The sequence below is a fragment of the Arthrobacter sp. AZCC_0090 genome (assembly GCF_014207375.1).
Classification (GTDB): domain Bacteria; phylum Actinomycetota; class Actinomycetes; order Actinomycetales; family Micrococcaceae; genus Arthrobacter.
The window spans coordinates 233,020-251,068 of the sequence record NZ_JACHEE010000004.1; the positions used below are offsets into that span (position 1 = coordinate 233,020).

17 protein-coding genes are annotated in these 18,049 nt (G+C 64.0%); 8 read left to right on the top strand and 9 right to left on the bottom strand.

Features of this window, described 5'->3' with window-relative positions:
* The first annotated feature begins 49 nt into the window (after positions 1 to 49).
* The gene (gene serC / locus HNP00_RS08360) at positions 50 to 1,180 is read left to right on the top strand and encodes a phosphoserine transaminase (protein ID WP_184737865.1); all 1,131 of its coding nucleotides are present in this window, start codon (positions 50 to 52) and stop codon (positions 1,178 to 1,180) included.
* Between the two features lie 24 nt (positions 1,181 to 1,204).
* Here serC and HNP00_RS08365 read toward each other — a convergent pair whose 3' ends face one another.
* Genes HNP00_RS08365 through HNP00_RS08375 form a run of 3 tightly spaced genes read right to left on the bottom strand, consistent with a single transcriptional unit; the run spans position 1,205 to position 3,565 of the window.
* Positions 1,205 to 2,548, bottom strand: a complete 1,344-nt coding sequence (locus tag HNP00_RS08365; protein WP_184737867.1) for an MFS transporter — start codon at positions 2,546 to 2,548, stop codon at positions 1,205 to 1,207.
* A 44-nt stretch (positions 2,549 to 2,592) separates the two neighbouring features.
* On the bottom strand, positions 2,593 to 3,174 hold the full coding sequence (locus HNP00_RS08370; protein ID WP_184737869.1) for a DUF3027 domain-containing protein: 582 nt from the start codon (positions 3,172 to 3,174) through the stop codon (positions 2,593 to 2,595).
* A gap of 7 nt (positions 3,175 to 3,181) precedes the next feature.
* Complete coding sequence (locus HNP00_RS08375; RefSeq protein WP_078106274.1) at positions 3,182 to 3,565, bottom strand: cold-shock protein; 384 nt, start codon at positions 3,563 to 3,565, stop codon at positions 3,182 to 3,184.
* A 233-nt stretch (positions 3,566 to 3,798) separates the two neighbouring features.
* Between HNP00_RS08375 and HNP00_RS08380 the strand changes: the two genes are divergently transcribed.
* From HNP00_RS08380 to HNP00_RS08390, 3 genes are read left to right on the top strand one after another with little or no spacing between them, the layout of a single operon-like run.
* On the top strand, positions 3,799 to 4,014 hold the full coding sequence (locus tag HNP00_RS08380; protein ID WP_184737871.1) for a hypothetical protein: 216 nt from the start codon (positions 3,799 to 3,801) through the stop codon (positions 4,012 to 4,014).
* A gap of 49 nt (positions 4,015 to 4,063) precedes the next feature.
* Positions 4,064 to 6,526 carry a helicase-associated domain-containing protein gene (locus HNP00_RS08385; RefSeq protein WP_184737872.1) on the top strand — a complete coding sequence of 821 codons (2,463 nt, stop codon included), beginning with the start codon at positions 4,064 to 4,066 and terminating at the stop codon, positions 6,524 to 6,526.
* 10 nt (positions 6,527 to 6,536) lie between these two features.
* A complete protein-coding gene (locus HNP00_RS08390; RefSeq protein ID WP_184737874.1) occupies positions 6,537 to 8,180 on the top strand; it encodes a DNA repair helicase XPB in 1,644 nt (547 codons plus the stop codon).
* Between the two features lie 35 nt (positions 8,181 to 8,215).
* Here the strand turns inward: HNP00_RS08390 and HNP00_RS08395 are convergent, their stop codons facing one another.
* Together HNP00_RS08395 and HNP00_RS08400 are read right to left on the bottom strand one after the other, a co-directional pair.
* A complete protein-coding gene (locus tag HNP00_RS08395) occupies positions 8,216 to 8,455 on the bottom strand; it encodes a hypothetical protein (protein ID WP_260404846.1) in 240 nt (79 codons plus the stop codon).
* An 87-nt stretch (positions 8,456 to 8,542) separates the two neighbouring features.
* Entirely contained in the window at positions 8,543 to 9,445 is a 903-nt protein-coding gene (locus tag HNP00_RS08400) for a LysR family transcriptional regulator ArgP (RefSeq protein WP_184737876.1), read from the bottom strand.
* A gap of 69 nt (positions 9,446 to 9,514) precedes the next feature.
* Here HNP00_RS08400 and HNP00_RS08405 point away from each other — a divergent pair, with 69 nt between their 5' ends.
* The 4 genes from HNP00_RS08405 to HNP00_RS08420 all read left to right on the top strand — a co-directional run bounded on the left by HNP00_RS08405 (position 9,515) and on the right by HNP00_RS08420 (position 12,900).
* Positions 9,515 to 10,150, top strand: coding sequence for a LysE/ArgO family amino acid transporter (locus HNP00_RS08405; RefSeq protein ID WP_184737879.1), 636 nt, complete (start codon positions 9,515 to 9,517; stop codon positions 10,148 to 10,150).
* Between the two features lie 76 nt (positions 10,151 to 10,226).
* On the top strand, positions 10,227 to 10,937 hold the full coding sequence (locus tag HNP00_RS08410; protein ID WP_184737880.1) for a response regulator transcription factor: 711 nt from the start codon (positions 10,227 to 10,229) through the stop codon (positions 10,935 to 10,937).
* 2 nt (positions 10,938 to 10,939) lie between these two features.
* Positions 10,940 to 12,421, top strand: coding sequence for a cell wall metabolism sensor histidine kinase WalK (locus HNP00_RS08415; RefSeq protein ID WP_184737882.1), 1,482 nt, complete (start codon positions 10,940 to 10,942; stop codon positions 12,419 to 12,421).
* A gap of 188 nt (positions 12,422 to 12,609) precedes the next feature.
* Positions 12,610 to 12,900: a WXG100 family type VII secretion target gene (locus HNP00_RS08420; protein WP_184737884.1), complete on the top strand. Its 291-nt coding sequence runs from the start codon at positions 12,610 to 12,612 to the stop codon at positions 12,898 to 12,900.
* A gap of 106 nt (positions 12,901 to 13,006) precedes the next feature.
* Here HNP00_RS08420 and HNP00_RS08425 read toward each other — a convergent pair whose 3' ends face one another.
* The 4 genes from HNP00_RS08425 to HNP00_RS08440 form a co-directional block, all read right to left on the bottom strand.
* Complete coding sequence (locus HNP00_RS08425) at positions 13,007 to 14,110, bottom strand: ribonuclease HI family protein (protein WP_184737886.1); 1,104 nt, start codon at positions 14,108 to 14,110, stop codon at positions 13,007 to 13,009.
* A gap of 381 nt (positions 14,111 to 14,491) precedes the next feature.
* On the bottom strand, positions 14,492 to 16,120 hold the full coding sequence (gene groL, locus HNP00_RS08430; RefSeq protein WP_184737888.1) for a chaperonin GroEL: 1,629 nt from the start codon (positions 16,118 to 16,120) through the stop codon (positions 14,492 to 14,494).
* A gap of 296 nt (positions 16,121 to 16,416) precedes the next feature.
* Positions 16,417 to 17,685, bottom strand: coding sequence for an ABC transporter substrate-binding protein (locus HNP00_RS08435; RefSeq protein WP_260404847.1), 1,269 nt, complete (start codon positions 17,683 to 17,685; stop codon positions 16,417 to 16,419).
* A gap of 125 nt (positions 17,686 to 17,810) precedes the next feature.
* Positions 17,811 to 18,014 carry a cold-shock protein gene (locus HNP00_RS08440; RefSeq protein ID WP_059388209.1) on the bottom strand — a complete coding sequence of 68 codons (204 nt, stop codon included), beginning with the start codon at positions 18,012 to 18,014 and terminating at the stop codon, positions 17,811 to 17,813.
* Positions 18,015 to 18,049 lie beyond the last annotated feature (35 nt).

Genomic DNA, 18,049 nt, shown 5'->3' on the forward strand with positions numbered 1-18,049 from the left:
CCACCTGCCACGACCCATCTAGGCCGCTACTTCACCATTGGAGCATCCCGTGAGCGACAACAGCATCACTATCCCCGCCGATTTGCTGCCCAAGGACGGCCGCTTCGGCGCCGGGCCCTCCAAGGTCCGCCCGGAGCAGATCGAAGCACTGTCCGCTGCCTCAACAACAATCCTCGGCACCTCCCACCGCCAGGCCCCAGTCAAGAACCTGGTGGGATCCGTCCGCGAGGGACTCAGCCAGTTCTTCCGTGCGCCCGAGGGGTACGAGGTGATTCTCGGCGTCGGAGGCTCCACCGCGTTCTGGGACGTCGCCAGTTTCGGCCTGGTGGAGAAGAAGGCACAGCACCTCTCCTTTGGTGAGTTCGGCTCCAAGTTCGCCTCGGCCACCAACAAAGCGCCTTTCCTGGAAGCCTCCTCCATCATCAAGTCCGAGCCCGGCACGCGCCCGGTTTCCCATGCCGAGACCGGCGTGGACGTTTACGCATGGCCGCAAAACGAAACCTCAACTGGTGTGGCTGCTCCGGTCAAGCGCGTTGAGGGTGCCGACGAGGGTTCACTTGTCTTGGTGGACGCGACCTCGGCCGCCGGCGGCCTGGATGTGGACGTTGCCGAGGCTGATGTCTACTACTTCGCACCGCAGAAGAACTTTGCCTCCGACGGTGGCCTGTGGCTTGGCCTCTTCTCCCCTGCCGCCCTTGAGCGCGCCGCACGCGTCAAGGCAAGTGGCCGCTGGATCCCCGATTTCCTTGATCTGCAGACGGCTATCGACAACTCGAAGCTCAACCAGACCTACAACACGCCGTCTCTGACGACCCTGGTGACGCTTGACGCCCAGGTCCAGTGGCTCAACAAGAGCGGTGGCTTGGACTTCGCAAGCAAGCGCACTGCGGACTCCGCAGGCCGCATCTACAACTGGGCCGAGGCTTCCGAGTACGCCACCCCGTTCGTGGCAAAGACTGAAGACCGCTCCAACGTCATTGCCACGATCGACTTCGATGATTCAATCGACGCCGCGGCCATCGCGAAGGTGCTGCGCGCCAATGGGATCGTGGACACGGAGCCGTACCGCAAGCTGGGCCGCAACCAGCTCCGCATCGCTACCTTCGTTGCCATCGAACCGGACGATGTTTCGGCCCTGCTCGCCAGCATCGACTTCGTAGTGGGTGAACTGAAGAAGTAGGAGCCCACCGCGGCGTTCCCGCGGTCAGGAGTTGTCGGCGTCGTCCGGGTGAGGATCCTGGGCGACGCCAGCCCTCTTAACGGCGCCGTTCCCTTTAACACCATTGGCACCTTGGGACTCGATACGGAAGAACCGCATCCCGCGGGCGCTCCTGTCGAAACGGAGCCGCAACTGGCGTGCGCGGATGATCCAGATGATGCCGACGACGGCGGTGCTGGCACCGGCAGCCGCTGCCACGCCAACGGCCCAGCGGGCTCCGGCCACGTTGGACACCCAGCCGACGAAGGGTGCCCCGATGGGCGTTCCTCCCATGAAAATGGCCATGTACAGCGCCATGACCCTGCCGCGCATGACAGGTTCGGTAGTGGACTGCACATAGCCGTTGGCGCTGGTGATCATGGTCAAAGCGAACAGGCCGCACGGAATCAGGGCCAAGGCAAACATGGTGTAATTCGGCGCCAGGGCGGCAAATCCGCTAGCGATGCCGAACCCGCCGGACGCGGCGAAGATGAGCCGCATCCGTGGCCTGCCGCGCCGGGCGGCCAGCAACGCTCCCGCGACTGAGCCGATTGCCATGACCGAGTTGAGGAGCCCGAATGCACCTGCGTCCATGCCGAATTCCGTGCCGACCATCGCCGCGATGAAGAGGACGAAGTTCAGGCCGAACGTGCCCATGATGAAGATCGCGACGAGGACCACCATGATGTCCGGGCGGTTGCGCACATAGCGGAGCCCTTCACGGATCCGTCCTTTGCCCGCGGCCGCCCGGGGCTGGACGCGGAGAGAGGAGAGGGGGATCGCGCGAATCGCGCCAAGCATCGCCACAAAGGTCAGCGTATTGATCATGAACACCCAGCCCGGCCCCACGGCGACGGTCAACATGCCGGCCACGGCTGGACCGATCATGCGGGCAACGTTGAACGATGCACTGTTCAACGCAACGGCGTTGGAGAGGTAGTCGTCCTTGACCAGCTCCGAAACGAACGTCTGGCGAACCGGGGCGTCTAGCGCCGAGACGACGCCGAGCACCAAGGCGAACACGTAGACATGCCACAACTGCGCTGCGCCACTCAGCACCAGGATTCCCAAGCCAGCGCTCAGGACTGCCATGGCCGATTGCGTCATGAGCAGGAGCCTGCGCCGGCTGTAGCGGTCGGCGAGCAGTCCGGCCCACGGAGCCAGGAACAGCTGCGGGCCCAGTTGGAGCGCCAGGGTAATGCCCATTGCACCGGCGTCGTGGTTGCTCAGATGGGCAAAGACCAGCCGGTCCTGGGCGGTTCGCTGCATCCATGTGCCGATGTTGGAAATAAGGGCGCCAAGGAACCAAATGCGGTAATTAAGGACACCCAGCGATTTGAAGGTGGACATCAGGTTCCACCTTCAAACGAGTCACTCGCTGGGTCCGCCAAGGGCTAGTCAGCCTCGACTTCGTCGTCCTCGTCGTCGTCGGAGGGCGCCTCGTCGTCGTCGGAGGGCGCGTCGTCGTCAGCGGAACTGTCCGCGATCGAGAAGTCTTCCTCTGCCAGCTCCTCGGGAACCGCTTCGTCCTCCGGACGGACGCGCTTTGCCCAAGGCACCCATTCAGGGGCGAGGATGGAATCCTCGGACGGCAGCAGGCCGAGCTCGCTGACCGTGACCACTTTGGAGCGCGAGTTGCGGGTCACGACCGCGTACCACTGCCAACCGCCGTAGCCGGCCAGCCGCGATTCGAACAGGTGCGTGACGACGCGTTCGCCTTCGGAGCGCGTGCCAATGTGCGGTCCGATTTCACCCGGTTTGGCAATGGTCTCCACTGCATTGCGGGCGACGTCGACGGCGGCCGCCAGGAAGGCGTCAGGCTTGCCGACGCGCCACACGGGAATGCCGGCGCGAGGTTTCGCCGTGGCCGGCTTCCGCCCAGCACCGGTATCAGCCGTTCCTGCCGTTTCAGCCGTTACAGCAGCGGCATCATTTCCGGCCACTTCAGGACTGGCTTCAGCGGATTCCGATGTCATGGCTGGTTTAGGCTTCCAGCTCGTCGGCAACCTTGCGCAGCGCTGCCGCGATGGCCTTGCCTTTGGCGCCTTCAGGGTATTTACCGGCCGACAACGTCCCCGAAAGGTTGTCCAGGACGGACACAAGATCCTGGACCACGGGCGCGAGCTCGCGAGCGTTCATGCGCTTGGCCTTGGCGATGGACGGCAACTTATCCAGCACGCGGAGGCCCAGTGCCTGGGCGCCACGCCGACCGTCGGCAACGCCGAACTCAACCCGGGTGCCTGCTTTGAGATCCGCTACGCCTTCGGGCAGGGCGGATTTGGGCAGAAATACTTCCTGGCCGTCCTCTGCAGCGAGGAATCCGAAGCCTTTGTCCTTGTCATACCACTTGACCTTGCCGGTGGGCACGTAATCAACCTTCTTCGTTCTTGCTTGGGAGACACAGCCGGCGCGCCACCGCATCCGCAGAATACTGCGGGAATAGGGGTAACTGCCTGGTCCGTGTTGGTCTATTGCTTCAAGGTTATCCTGCCCGGCCGCGGATTCGCGCTTTGAGACCACGCGGAGCAGCTCCCGTCGCCTTATGTTCCTGCGCAGACCCGGCAACAGCGCATGCGGTGCGGACTGTTAGCGTTGCTTCTATGATTCCCCACGGCTACCGCCGCCCGCTCATGATTGTCGCCGCCGTCGTCGCCGTGCTGTCCCTGGCCGCCGTAGGCACCGTCATGGCTGTTGCTTTTGCCCAGGGCGTGGCACCGGTTTGGGTGACATCCACGGCCCTTTATGGCCTGCCGCTCGCCTTCATTTTGATGGCCGCGTTGGTGGTGGACGCCGCATGGGCTCGACGTCGCCAATGAGCCACCAGAAAGCCCTACGGCGGGCCCGGCTGGCGGTAACGTTGAACTGATGTCCCTTATTCGCGCGCTCAGCAAGGAACTGGAAGCGCGCAGCGATGATTCGCTGCGGGCCCTGTTTGCCGCGCGGCCGGACCTTATTTCCCCCGTCGCCCCGGACTTCGCGGCACTGGCCGCGAGGGCGAGCGCACGCGTCAGCGTGCAACGCGCCCTCGAACGTCTCAACAAGCCCGAAATGCAGGTACTGGAGACACTCCATCTCTGCACCAACGCGGACACGGGCCACAGCGTCTCTGCGGCGGGATTGAAAAAGTGCATCAACGGCTCCACGCTTGCCGCGCTTGAGCCGATCTTGAACAAGCTCCAAGAACTGGCCCTCATACACCGAGCCGACCCACCGGCCACGGTACACATCCCCGGTCGGCAGCGCTTCTACTTGCCGGTGGGCAGCCTCAAGGACGTCATCGGTATCTACCCCGCCGGCTTGGGCCGGAGCTACACGGAGCTGGTACGGCTGCAACCGGCCTTCGCCCAGCGCGTGGTGCAACTCGTTGCCGAACTTCACCAGAGCGGCGCCAATGTCCTGGCTGCCACCACGCCCATGGACGCGGCGTTGGCCCTTCAGCGATGGACCTCGACCCCCGAGAATTTGCAGCACATCTTGTCCGAGGCACCCATACGGACCCGTCCCCTTTTGAACAAGTTTGGTAGCTGGGCCATGGGCGCCGTTCCGCAGGCCCAGCGCAAAGCCTCCGTGCTCCATGAAGGCCGCGACGTCGGTCCGGTGGACTGGCTTTTGGCTCGTGGATTGCTTGTCCCCCTCGACGCCGGACACGTAGAGCTGCCCCACAGCGTGGGTTTGTCACTGCGCGGCGGCGCAATCGTGGACCACTTCACTTTGAGGCCGCCCGTGCCGGAGCTCGGCCAGACAAGTGCCGCCTTGCGCCGGAATGCCGCCATGGGTGCCATTGCCGAAGTACTCCGTCTGGTGGGCGAACTGCTGCATGCGGTCCGGGAGCAGCCGGTGGTTACCCTGCGCAGCGGCGGAGTGGGCGTGCGTGAGCTCAGACGCCTCGCCGATAGCCTCCGATTGGAGTTGCCTGAGACTGCGCTGATCCTTGAGCTCAGCGCCCTGTCCGGATTGTTGCGCCTCGATGTGGACAGTTCCATGTGGGTCCAGCCGCCCACGGTGGAGTGGCTCACCCTCCCCCGCCAGGAACAGTGGCTCTGGCTGGTCAACGCTTGGCTGGCCAGCGAGCGCGCTCCGTCACTCGTGGGCCTGACGCTCCCCGGTCCTGCCACGACGGGATCGCGGCCTGGTTCTGCGGGAACTTCCATCAACGCGTTGTCGGCCGAAGCCCAACGCCCTGACGCCCCGCTGGTGCGCAAGCGGATCCTGGAGATCCTTGACGAGCTCACCCGCGAAGTCGAGGCACCGGACGGCAAGGCCCCCGTGCTCAACGCGGAGGCTGTCATGGAACGGGCGGAATGGACCCAGCCCCGCATGTCTCGTCGGTTCAGCTCCCTGGTCCGCGGCATCCTGCATGAGGCGGAAATCCTGGGGCTCATGGGTTCAGGCGCCCTCACCCAGCTAGGCTCCGCCATCGCCACCGAACAGCCCGATCTTGCCCTGAGCATCCTCGGCGAACACCTGCCTGCCGCAGTCAACCACGTCCTGCTCCAAGCAGACCTGACCGCCGTCGCCCCGGGATACTTGGCACCTGAACTGAGCGAAAAACTGCTCCTGATAGCTGAGGCCGAAGGCCAAGGCCCCGCCACCATCTTCCGCTTCTCCGGAGATTCAATCCGGCGTGCGCTCGACGCCGGCCAAGACGCGGAGGCCATCCTCGCGTTCCTGCGCACCATCTCCGCCACTGACGTTCCCCAACCGCTCCAGTACTTGATCAAGGACATCGCCTCGCGGCACGGCCGGCTCCGCGTCGCCAGCAGCGCCAGCTTTATCCAAAGCGACGACGAGGCCGCCATTGCCGAACTCCTTCACGAGCCCGGGGCCGCGAGCCTGGGCCTCGTCAGGATCGCACCCACGGTACTGACCTCCGCGGCGAGCCCGCGGGAGACCGCGAGGGTGCTGCGCGAGCTGGGACTCTCGCCGGCCATGCAGGAGGCCGAGCCCGCCGTCGTGCGCTATAAGAGGACGACGGCGGTGGCCGGCAATGCCCGCCCCGTTTACACGGCGCCCCGCACTGCCCCGCCGGACGACGACGTCGACGCCCAACTTGAGGTCCTGAGGCGCCATCGCGGGGTCTCGGGCGGGATGACCGGCGAAGCGGCAACGCAACTGGGTCTCGAAACGCTGCAGAGGGCCATCCGGCTGAAGCAAGCGGTCACCATGAACGTGGTGGACGGCTTGGGGAATTCCAACACGGAGACTGTTGTTCCCGTATCGGTGTCCGGTGGGCGGGTCCGGGTGTTCGACGCGGCCAGGGACACCGAAAGAGTCTTGTCCATCCACCGCATCATCGATGTGGAACCTGCGGGGGATCCGCACAAGTGAGGAAGCAATAGTGAGCGACGGTCCGCTGATCGTACAGAGCGACAAAACCATCCTGCTGGAAGTCGACCACGAGCTCGCCACCGAGGCACGGCATGCGATTGCGGCATTCGCCGAGCTGGAGCGCGCCCCCGAACACGTCCATAGCTACCGGCTCACTCCTTTGGGTTTGTGGAATGCCCGCGCCGCTGGGCTCGACGCCGAAAAGGTCCTCGATACGCTCCTGCGGTACTCCCGTTTCCCGGTGCCGCATTCGTTGCTGATCGACATCGAAGAGACGATGTCGCGTTACGGCCGGCTGCGCCTGGAAAAGGACCCGCAGCACGGATTGGTCATGCGGACCACCGACTACCCCGTGCTTGAGGAAGTCATCCGGGCCAAGAAGATCGCACCACTGCTGGGGCCGAGGATCGACGGCGAAACCGTGGTGGTGCATTCCTCCCAACGCGGGCAGCTCAAGCAGTTGCTGCTCAAGCTCGGGTGGCCGGCCGAGGACCTCGCAGGCTATGTGGACGGCACTCCGCACCTGATCGCCTTGAACGAGGACGGGTGGCACCTGCGGCCCTACCAAAAACTTGCTACGGAAAACTTTTGGGCGGGCGGCAGCGGCGTCGTCGTGCTTCCTTGCGGTGCGGGCAAGACCTTGGTGGGCGCGGCAGCCATGGCTACCAGCTCCACCACCACCCTGATCCTGGTGACCAACACAGTGGCCGCCCGGCAATGGAAAGACGAACTCCTCAAGCGGACCTCGTTGACCGAGGAGGAGATCGGCGAGTATTCGGGCGCGGTCAAGGAAGTCCGGCCAGTCACGATCGCCACCTACCAGGTGCTGACCACCAAGCGTGGGGGCCTCTACCCGCATCTCGAGCTCGTGGACGGGCACGATTGGGGTCTCATCATTTACGACGAGGTCCACCTCTTGCCGGCGCCCATCTTCCGGATGACGGCGGACCTGCAAGCCCGGCGGCGGCTCGGACTGACGGCGACCTTGGTGCGCGAAGACGGGCGGGAGGGCGAGGTCTTCAGCTTGATCGGCCCCAAGCGCTACGACGCACCGTGGAAGGACATTGAGGCCCAGGGCTATATTGCGCCCGCAGACTGCGTAGAGGTCCGGGTGGACCTGCCGAGGGACGAACGCGTGGCCTACGCGATGGCGGAGGATGCGGACAAGTACCGATTGTGCGCGACGTCGGAGACCAAGACCCACTTGGTGGAGCAGCTGGTTGCGCTGCACCAAGGCGAGCAACTGCTGGTGATAGGCCAGTACATCGATCAACTGGACGAGATCGGCGAGCGCTTGGACGCTCCCGTGATCAAAGGCGATACAACCGTCAAGGTGCGGCAGAAGCTGTTCGACGCCTTCCGTGCCGGTGACATCAAGACCCTCGTGGTGTCCAAAGTGGCCAACTTCTCGATCGACCTACCGGAGGCCTCCGTGGCAATCCAGGTATCAGGTTCCTTCGGTTCCCGGCAGGAAGAGGCGCAGAGGTTGGGGCGCCTGCTTCGCCCCAAGCAAGACGGCCGTGCGGCGCGCTTCTATTCCTTGGTGGCCAGGGACACCCTCGACCAGGACTTTGCCGCCAAACGGCAGCGCTTCCTCGCCGAGCAGGGCTACGCGTACCGGATCATGGACGCCAAGGACGTACCCGCCGGGTAGGGGCTAGGCAACTTAGGCGCTAGGCAACTTAGGCGCTAGGCAACCAACTGTTGCGCGCGCTCCTGTTGCCGCGCCGGTTGCAGCGCAACGACGTCGACGACGGCCCAGGCCTCCTCGTCATTGAGCTGCGCGTCGGCGAAGCGCTCAGCGGAAGCCCTATCGCTGAACTCCTCATGCCCGATACGCCCGGACTCCCCGTCCAGATAGCTGACATGGAATTCGATGTGCTGAGGTTCCGGTGCTTGTTCGTTCTTCATGGCTTGTTCGTTCTTCATGGCTCCAGTGTGAAACGGGGCTCCGACAATTTAGGACTGTGCCGGCGGCGTGTTGGGTTTTGGCCGGCCGAGTTGCCGAAGCGCGCTTCAGCGCAGCACTTCCGCGGCGGTGCTGCGGACCGCTTCAGTCACTGCGTCGAGTATTCGCGACGGCGTCCTCCACCGTTGCCAGTACAAGGGCACGTCCAACGGCCGCTCCGGCGCGAGTTCCACCAAGTCTGCTTTGGCTATGTCCGGGCCGCACTGCGCCTCAGGCAAGAGTCCCCATCCGAGCCCCAAGCGAATGGCCTCGGCGAATTCCTGGCTGGACGGAACGTAGTGGCGCGGTCCCGCCGGTTCCGTCCCACGTGCCGCCCCGCCCATGAGTTCCAGGAAACGGTGCTGGTATTCATCCTTGCGATCAAAGTCCACGGCCGGGGCTGTACGCAGAGTGGCGGCGTCCACACCGTCGGAAAGCCACCGTGCCCTGAATCCCGGAGTGGTGACGGCGCAGTATCGCATGCTCCCGAGCGCTTCCACCCGGCAGCCCTGTACCGGCTCGGGGGTCGCCGTCACCGCGGCCATCACCGTTCCTGCGCGCAGCATGGACGTGGAATACTGCTCGTCGTCCCGGTGGAGGTCGAAGACAGCGTTCAGCTCTGCAGGGACCCGGGTGAGGGCCTTGAGGAACCAGACGGACAGGGAATCGGCGTTGACCACAATCGGAACCGAGACCATCGGCGATTCGCCTGGCAGGCCTAGCTCGAGTTCGGCGTCGGCCTCCAGCTGGGCGAGCTGTCGCGCCAGCCTGAGCACTACTTGTCCCGATTCTGTGGCCTGGACCGGATTGCTGCGCTGCAGCAATACCCTGCCAGATGCTTGTTCCAGCGCCTTGAGGCGCTGGGAGACCGCCGACGGCGTGATGTTCAGCAATCGGGCAGCTGCGTCGAGCGTACCTTCCGTAAGCACGGCGGCGAAGGTGTGCAACTGCTCAGAAGAAAATCTAGACATAAGAGAATCTTACGATGCCTAAGAATGTTTAGCTGGACTAATGCCTGCGGCGAAACCTAGCCTCGAAGTATGAACTTCCCCGACGTCTTTCATGCTGCTGGCCTTGGCCTCGGCACTGGTCTGGCCCTCATTGTCGCCATCGGCGCGCAAAATGCCTTCGTCCTCCGGCAAGGGATCCGTGGAGAGCACGTTGGGCCAATCGTTGCCGTGTGCGCCATTTCCGACGCCGTGCTCATCGCAGCGGGGGTGCTTGGCACAGGCGCCCTGCTCGCCGCGGCGCCTGCCGCCGTCGTCGTTCTCCGCTATGTCGGTGCGGCATTCCTGGTCACGTACGGTGTGATGGCGGCACGGCGAATCCTCAAGCCGAAAGCGCTCGTGTCCGCGGAGCCTGGGCCTTCGGGCGCCGGTCGAAGCGGACTGGCGCCAGCGTTGGTCACCGTCCTGGCACTTACCTGGCTCAATCCCCATGTCTATCTGGATACGGTGCTGCTTCTGGGGTCCGTGGCGAACGCGCAAGCCGACGGCTTGCAATGGTGGTTCGGCGCCGGAGCCATGCTGGGTAGCATTCTGTGGTTCTGTTCGCTCGGGTTCGGCGCGAAACTGTTGCGCGGCTTCTTCGCGCGCCCGGCGTCATGGCGGATCCTGGACGGCGGGATCGCCCTCACCATGGTGGGACTCGGCGTCGGGCTGGCTCTCGGCAGCTAGCCAGGACCACGACACCCCGGTAATTCTCACAACAAGCATCCAGTAAACTCCCAGAAACTGAGAGCATCATGAATGCATGAAAAAGAACGGCCCCGAAGCCAAGCTCCTCGTCGTCGACGACGAACCCAACATCCGTGAGCTGCTCTCGACCTCGCTGCGCTTTGCTGGCTTTGAGGTCGTTGCGGCATCGAACGGCCGTGAAGCCCTCGCAGCCGCGGATCTCCACTCCCCGGACCTCGCGGTCTTGGACGTCATGCTCCCCGACATGGACGGGTTCACTGTCACCCGCCGCCTCCGTGCCGCGGGTAAGCACTTCCCTGTCCTGTTCCTCACCGCCAAGGACGACACGGAAGACAAGGTTACAGGCCTGACCGTGGGAGGCGACGACTACGTCACCAAGCCTTTCAGCCTGGATGAAGTGGTGGCGCGTATCCGCGCCGTGCTGCGCCGCACCCAGCCCATGGAAGACGACGACGCGGTCATCCGGGTCGATGACCTGGAGCTCGACGACGACGCCCACGAGGTCCGCCGCGGCGGCACCATCATCGAGCTGTCGCCCACCGAGTTCAAGCTGCTGCGCTACCTCATGCTGAACCCCAACCGGGTGCTCTCGAAGGCACAGATCCTTGACCACGTCTGGGAGTACGACTTCAACGGCGACGCCTCCATCGTGGAGTCCTACATTTCCTATCTCCGCCGCAAGGTGGACATTGACCCGGACGCCGCCGCCTTGATCCAGACCAAGCGTGGCGTGGGTTACGTACTGCGGACGGCCGAGAAGCGCTGACCTTGTTTAACCGTTGGAAGTCGGCCTCCCTCAGGTCGCAGCTGGTCGCCATCATCATGGGGCTGTTGCTCCTTGCCCTGGCCGCCACGGGCGCGGGGACGCTGACGCTCGTCAAGAGCTACCTCCAAGGGCAAGTGGATGACAAACTCAAGGCCGCCGTCCAGATCGCCCAGCAGCAGCAATCGTTCGCCAACCTGTCAGAGGGCAGCCCCGCCGTGCCCACTGACTACTCACTGACGCTGTACGTGCAGGGTCAGCCACCCTATCCGTTCGGCGGCAGCAAGAGCGACCGGCCGAGCATCGCCAATATCACGCCCGTCGAGGCCAAGGACCGCAACTACGCACCCTTCCAGGTGGGCGGCACGGCCGGCGGCAATTGGCGTGTCGTAGCGGTCAATGTGGTCGACAACCGGACGGGGCAAAACGCTGTGGTGATCGTGGGGCTGCCCCTGTCTCCCGTGGATAAGGTCATGGAACACGCCACCCTCGTGGTGGTCGGCGTCGGACTCTTGACCCTGGTGCTCGCGTTCTTCATCGCCACTTGGACCGTTGCGCGTTCCTTCCGTCCCCTCGCCCGTGTGGAAAAGACGGCCGCCGCCATCGCGGCGGGTGATCTCTCCCGCCGCGTCGAGATCGAAAACCCGGTTACCGAAGTCGGACGCCTGGGTGGCTCCCTCAACGCCATGCTCGCCCACATCGAGTCCTCCTTCGCGGCACGGGCAGCTTCCGAGGCCAGGATGCGGCGATTTGCCGCCGACGCCTCACACGAACTGCGAACCCCTTTGGTCACTATCCGCGGCTTCTCCGAGCTCTACCGGCACGGAGCCCTTGCGACGCCGGAAGATGTGGGCACCGCCATGGGCAGGATCGAGAGCGAAGCGAAGCGCATGGGATCCATGGTGGAAGACCTCCTCTTACTTGCCCGCCTGGACGAACAAAGGCCTCTCCAGCTCAAACCTGTGGACCTGCAGCTGTTGGCGAACGACGCCGTCGTAGACTCCCTTGCGACGTCCGGCGAGCGGAAGATCTCGCTGACAGGGCTCGACGGCGGGGCGGCGGCGCCTGCCCCGGTCCAGGGTGACGAGGCCAAGCTTCGGCAGGTCCTGGGAAACCTGGTGGGCAATGCCTTGCGATACACACCCGAAGGAACGCCGATTGAGCTCGCCGTCGGAGTTCGGAACACTCCGACCGGTCTGTTCTCTGTTCTTGAGGTGCGGGACCACGGCAGTGGCATTCCGGCCGAGGAACTGCCCCGGATTTTCGAGCGCTTCTACAGGGCGGATACCTCGCGCACTCGGGAGACCGGCGGCAGCGGCCTCGGGCTCGCCATTGTGGCCGCCATCGTGGGCTCCCATGGCGGTACGGTCCGGGTCGAAGAGACCGACGGCGGCGGGGCCACCCTGGTTGTCAGCCTCCCATTCCAAAACGACGTGTCCGAGGTGCCTGAGGACGCGAGCGTTACTGAGGTGGAAATCTCCGACTAGCGCTCGTTGGGCGCAGCATTCAGGGTGGGGGCATTGTGGGCTGCCGCGGATTCTGGGCTGCCGTGGCGAGTTGTCCACATAGGCAGGTTCGGCTCTGGCAGGGCCGTTTGGCGGATTCTAGGCTCACTGTGTGGACCACAAAAGCCAGCCGCACCTGCGGACCCCCTTTAGTTGAAAGGCAACGCCCCATGAGCGTTATCTCCGTCGATACCGAACTGCTCCAGCTCAAGTCCGCCAACGTCAAGGCCACCGTGGATCGCATCAGCGCCGACGTCCAGGCGATGAAACGTGGCCTGGACGAGCTCCAGGCCACATGGAAGGGATCGGCGGCCAACAATTTCCAGGCCCTGGTCTCGGAGTGGACGTTGACCCAGAACAAGGTCGAGGCCTCGCTCGCTTCCATCAACCTGGCGCTGTCCTCCGCCGCGTCGACTTACCTGCAGGCCGAACAAGGCAACACCCAGCGGTTCACCTACTAGGCGCCGTGCCGGTGTCCGGTGGGGCGGCGCCTGCGCTTCCCCGCCGGATTCCGGACCGACAACCACCCAGCGCTGGGGGTGATTCTTCGGCGCCGATTCTCCGGCGCTATTTCTCCGGCGTCGACTGGTGGAACCGCAAGCGCCACCGGCCCTCGTCGAACAACCAGATCGAAGTCCTCAGTGCCGAGCCGGTTCGCCCATGGCTCCTATAACTGAGCAGCATGGTGTTGCTTGAGATACGATCCGCGGAAATGACCTCTACGTCGGCGGTTTCCCCTGGGTTATCTTCCAACGCCATCATGAGCTCGTCGCGGGACCAAACACGCCCGGAGCTACCAATCTCCGTGAAATCCGGGTGAAGCAGCATCCCCGTACGTCCAAGATCCCCCCTGACATCAGGCCTCAGGAGCTCCTTCTCAAGGAGAACAACGGTGTCCTCGTCTGAGCGCCCGCCACTCTGTCCAAGGCTTGCAGTCTCTTCATACTCTGCGAACAGCGTGGGCTCGATGAAGGTGTCTTGTTCTGTGAACGCCTCCCGCCCAGTACTTGGCGCGGGCTCGCTGGAAAGGTCCTGACCGCCAAACAGCGTGAGGTCTTCGTCCGAGGCATCAGCGTCTTCGTTGGCATTAGCATCTTCGTCGGCATCGTCAAAAAGGAAGGGCGGTTCCACGGGTACTGCGCGAGCCGAGGGCCCGGTCTGGCGGGCAGCGCCGTCAAGGGGCATGGGCCGTGCGGCTTCGCCGGCTCCCGGATAACCTGGTCCGCCGGGAGCGGCAGTTCCTTGCTGAAATGCCGTGGCGACGGCGCGGGCGCGATCGTCGGCAGCCTCGTTGAGGTCGTGGCCCGCATGGCCCTTGACCCACTCAAACGTGTACTTGCGGCCGATGATGGCTTGGTCGATCTCCTTAAGCAGATCGACATTCAAGACGGGCTTTCCGTCGGCTTTTCGCCATCCCTTGCGCTTCCAACCCGGCATCCACTTGGTGATGCAGTTGATGACGTACTGACTGTCGCAGAGGATCTTCAGCTCTTCGTGGGGGACGTGTGCCGTGGATCGGAAGAGGTCCAGCACCGCCATGAGTTCGCCCTGGTTGTTGGTTCCGTGCGGCCACCCGCCAGCCCTCCAACAAGAGTCGTTCACGTACCAGGCCCAACCAGCGGGCCCGGGATTGCCGAGGGCAGAACCATCGGCGGCAGCAATAATCGTCATGGTTTCCATCCTGCCAGACCACCCCGACACTCCAGACCTCAAAGCTCTCAGGCCCCCGCGTCCAAGTCACACCCCTCCCCAACGACGCTCGCTCACATATGGGCCCAAAACTCCAAACCCTCCTGCAGGTTTAGCGCCCAATTCCCAAACCCTCCTGCGACATAAGTGAGCGAGCGACCGCCCAAAACCCGACAAACGTGAGCGAGCGACCGCCCAAAACCCGACAAACGTGAGCGAGCGACCGTCCAAAACCCGACAAAAGTGAGCGAGCGTCGGCCCAAAACCCGACAAACGTGAGCGAGCGTGTTAAACGCCGACGGCGGCCCCCACCTGAGGTGGGAACCGCCGTCGTACGTGTGGCTACTGAGCTAGCGCGGGTGCTTAGAAGCCGCCCATGCCGCCCATGTCGTCGCCGCCACCCATGGCCGGAGCGTTCTTCTCCGGCTTGTCGGCAACAACGGCCTCGGTGGTCAGGAACAGACCAGCGATGGAGGCAGCGTTCTGGAGAGCCGAGCGGGTGACCTTTACGGGGTCGTTGACGCCGGCAGCCAGCAGGTCCTCGTAAACGCCGGTTGCAGCGTTCAGGCCGTGGCCCGACGGCAAGCCGCGGACCTTGTCGATGACAACGCCCGGCTCAAGGCCAGCATTGTAAGCGATCTGCTTGAGCGGAGCGTCGATGGCAACGCGGACGATGTTGGCGCCCGTTGCTTCGTCGCCTTCGAGCTGCAGGTTGGCAAATGCCTTGGCACCGGCCTGGATGAGGGCAACGCCACCACCGGCGACAATGCCTTCTTCAACAGCAGCCTTCGCGTTGCGGACTGCGTCCTCAATGCGGTGCTTGCGTTCCTTGAGCTCAACTTCGGTTGCGGCACCGGCCTTGATGACTGCAACGCCGCCGGCGAGCTTGGCCAGGCGTTCCTGCAGCTTCTCGCGGTCGTAGTCGGAGTCGGAGTTCTCGATCTCGGCACGGATCTGTGCAACACGACCGGCGATGGCGTCGGCGTCGCCGGCACCTTCGACGATGGTGGTCTCGTCCTTGGTGACAACAACCTTGCGGGCGTTGCCGAGCAGTTCGAGGGTTGCGTTCTCGAGGCTGAGGCCGACCTCAGAGGAGATGACCTGGCCGCCGGTGAGGATGGCAATGTCGGCGAGCTGTGCCTTGCGGCGGTCACCGAAGCCCGGAGCCTTGACGGCAACGGACTTGAAGGTGCCACGGATCTTGTTGACGATCAGGGTGGCCAGGGCCTCGCCCTCGATGTCTTCGGCGATGATCAGCAGCGGCTTGTTGGACTGCATGACCTTCTCCAGGACCGCAACGAGTTCCTTCACGTTGGAGATCTTGGAGTTGACGATCAGGATGTACGGGTCTTCGAGGACCGTTTCCTGGCGCTCTGCGTCGGTGACGAAGTAAGCGGAAATGTAACCCTTGTCGAAGCGCATGCCTTCGGTGAGCTCAAGCTCGAGGCCGAAGGTGTTGGACTCCTCGACCGTGATGACGCCTTCCTTGCCGACCTTGTCCAGGGCTTCAGCAATGAGGTTACCGATTTCGGAGTCGCCGGCGGAGATGGAAGCCGTGGCCGCGATCTCTTCCTTGGTCTCGATTTCCTTGGCGGAGGCGAGCAGCTCGCGGATGACTGCCTCAACAGCCTTCTCGATGCCGCGCTTGAGGGACAGCGGGTCGGCGCCGGCAGCTACGTTGCGCAGGCCTTCCTTGACCAGGGCTTGGGCCAGAACGGTGGCTGTGGTGGTGCCGTCGCCAGCGACGTCATCCGTCTTCTTGGCAACTTCCTTGACCAGCTCGGCGCCGATCTTCTCGAACGGGTCGTCCAGTTCGATCTCCTTGGCGATGGAAACACCATCGTTGGTGATCGTGGGGGCGCCCCACTTCTTTTCGAGGACGACGTTGCGTCCACGCGGGCCGAGGGTGACCTTGACGGCGTCGGCGAGGATGTTAAGACCCCGCTCGAGACCGCGGCGTGCCTCTTCATCAAATGCAATGATCTTGGCCATAACGGCGGTAGTCCTTTCGGGACAGTCGTTAAGAAGGTGCCTTCACTGCGGTGCCCGCGACGGACGATCCTTTACATTCGGCCTCTGTACGCCGCGTGCTCCGGACCTCACCCCAGCAAGGTTTTCTTTGTTCCCCCAGGCACCGCCCCTACTTCCATACGGCCGGAGCCGCGAAGAATTAGCAGTCAGTGCTTGAGAGTGCTAATCAATAATTAGCACTCACCCGAGGAGAGTGCAAGCAGGAAGAGCCGGAAACTGCTCGCCACGCCAAGGGAATTCGCTGTGGGCACAGCCCATCACGGAGTCCGTGAGGCCGTTTCCTTGCCACTCACCCGCGCCGTGTTGTCCGCACCGTACGTGAAGACCATGTAATTGGATGAAGTAACGTCCCCGTTGGCGTCGAATCCGATGGTGCCGGACTCACCGTCGTAGTCCGGGAGCTTGGCCCCCTTCAGCACCTCCACGCAATCCTTGTATGACGCACAGGACGTGCGCTCTTTCGACGCCGCATCACCCGACGTCGGACGGACCCCGCCGGACACGGTGGTGAGCCAAGCGGCGATCGAGGCCCCGGCGTCGTCGTTCGCGGCCGCCGCGGCAAGCGCCGCGAGAGTGACGGCGTCGTACGTTTCGGCTGCGTACGTCGTGTCCTTGAGTTTGGGGTCGATCCCCGTCAGACCGGCTTGGAACTCCACACTCGGGAAGACGCCTGGAAGAATTCCGCGCGCACCGTCGAGGCCACCGGCACCGAGCGCGGTTCCGTATTGGCGAATGGCGCCGTCGCTCAAGAGCAGCTTCTTGCCACTCAGCCCCGCGTTGAGAAGCTCTGCCAGGGCACCTTGGGCACCGCCACGGGCAACCACGACGACGGCGTCCGGCGTGCCGGACTTGATGCTCGCCGCAGCCGGAGCTGCTTTGCCGGCCGCGAATTCCACGTTGGACACGGCATCCATTCCGAGGTTGCGGGCAGCGTCCATGACCGCTCCGGAGACGCGTATGCCGTAGTCCCCGGCTTCGTGCAGGACCGAAAGCCTTTTGGCGCCGGCATCGTGGGCCAGCTTCGCCAGGACGCTGCCTTGCGCGGCGTCGGTGGCCGAGGTGCGGAAGTAGAATCCGCCACTCCTGTAGCTGCTGAGTCCGGAGGCGGTGTTGGCCGGCGAGATAAGCGGAATCCGGGCGGGAGCCATCACATCGATAGCGGCGGGCGCATGGCTGGAATCGGTGGGCCCCACCACGACGTCGGCGTGTGCAGCAAGCAACGCCTTGGCTTGCGCCGCAGTGTCGGCAGTGAAGGCCGCTGCGCTGGCCCCTTGGCTAGCGCTGCTGCCTTCATTGACCGCCGACGCCGGAAGCAACTCGACGGGGTGGCCCTTGTATCCACCTGCGTCGTTGATTTGTTTGACAGCCAACTTGGCGGCTGCCAACTCGGACTCGTTGAGGAAGGCGGAACTGCCGGCATTGTCCAGGATCACGCCGATGCGCAGGACGCCGTCGCCGCCCGGGGTAACGGAGCTGAGCCTGGCGTTGCCGATGGGGGCGGAGCATCCGGCGAGGCCCAGGGCCAAGGCTGCACAGCCTGCGAAAAGTGGCGCCGCCAGCGAAATTAGCCGAAACCAGCGCCCTTCAAGGGGCTCTGCTTCAAAGGGCTTCGCTCGAAAGGGCCGGGACAGCCTTGTTGCCGCAACACCCACTAGATAAGCCGCACGCTTTCTGCCTGCGGGCCTTTCTGGCCCTCGCCCAGTTCGAAGTCGACCCGTTGTCCTTCTTCGAGCGCACGGAAGCCATCCATCTGGATAGCGGACCAATGCACAAAGATGTCGTCACCGGACTCATCCACGGTAATGAATCCGTAGCCCTTTTCGGCGTTGAACCATTTGACGGTTCCCAAAGCCATGATCCCCACACTTTCAACTAGCAGTGGCCGGCTTC

Excerpts from the sequence above, each read along its gene's own strand:
- HNP00_RS08365 (WP_184737867.1), bottom strand. The coding sequence starts at position 2,548 with ATGTCCACCTTCAAATCGCTGGGTGTCCTTAATTACCGCATTTGGTTC.
- HNP00_RS08370 (WP_184737869.1), bottom strand. The coding sequence starts at position 3,174 with ATGACATCGGAATCCGCTGAAGCCAGTCCTGAAGTGGCCGGAAATGAT.
- HNP00_RS08380 (WP_184737871.1), top strand. The coding sequence starts at position 3,799 with ATGATTCCCCACGGCTACCGCCGCCCGCTCATGATTGTCGCCGCCGTC.
- HNP00_RS08385 (WP_184737872.1), top strand. The coding sequence starts at position 4,064 with ATGTCCCTTATTCGCGCGCTCAGCAAGGAACTGGAAGCGCGCAGCGAT.
- HNP00_RS08395 (WP_260404846.1), bottom strand. The coding sequence starts at position 8,455 with ATGAAGAACGAACAAGCCATGAAGAACGAACAAGCACCGGAACCTCAG.
- HNP00_RS08400 (WP_184737876.1), bottom strand. The coding sequence starts at position 9,445 with ATGTCTAGATTTTCTTCTGAGCAGTTGCACACCTTCGCCGCCGTGCTT.
- HNP00_RS08405 (WP_184737879.1), top strand. The coding sequence starts at position 9,515 with ATGAACTTCCCCGACGTCTTTCATGCTGCTGGCCTTGGCCTCGGCACT.
- HNP00_RS08410 (WP_184737880.1), top strand. The coding sequence starts at position 10,227 with ATGAAAAAGAACGGCCCCGAAGCCAAGCTCCTCGTCGTCGACGACGAA.
- HNP00_RS08420 (WP_184737884.1), top strand. The coding sequence starts at position 12,610 with ATGAGCGTTATCTCCGTCGATACCGAACTGCTCCAGCTCAAGTCCGCC.
- HNP00_RS08425 (WP_184737886.1), bottom strand. The coding sequence starts at position 14,110 with ATGACGATTATTGCTGCCGCCGATGGTTCTGCCCTCGGCAATCCCGGG.
- groL (WP_184737888.1), bottom strand. The coding sequence starts at position 16,120 with ATGGCCAAGATCATTGCATTTGATGAAGAGGCACGCCGCGGTCTCGAG.
- HNP00_RS08440 (WP_059388209.1), bottom strand. The coding sequence starts at position 18,014 with ATGGCTTTGGGAACCGTCAAATGGTTCAACGCCGAAAAGGGCTACGGA.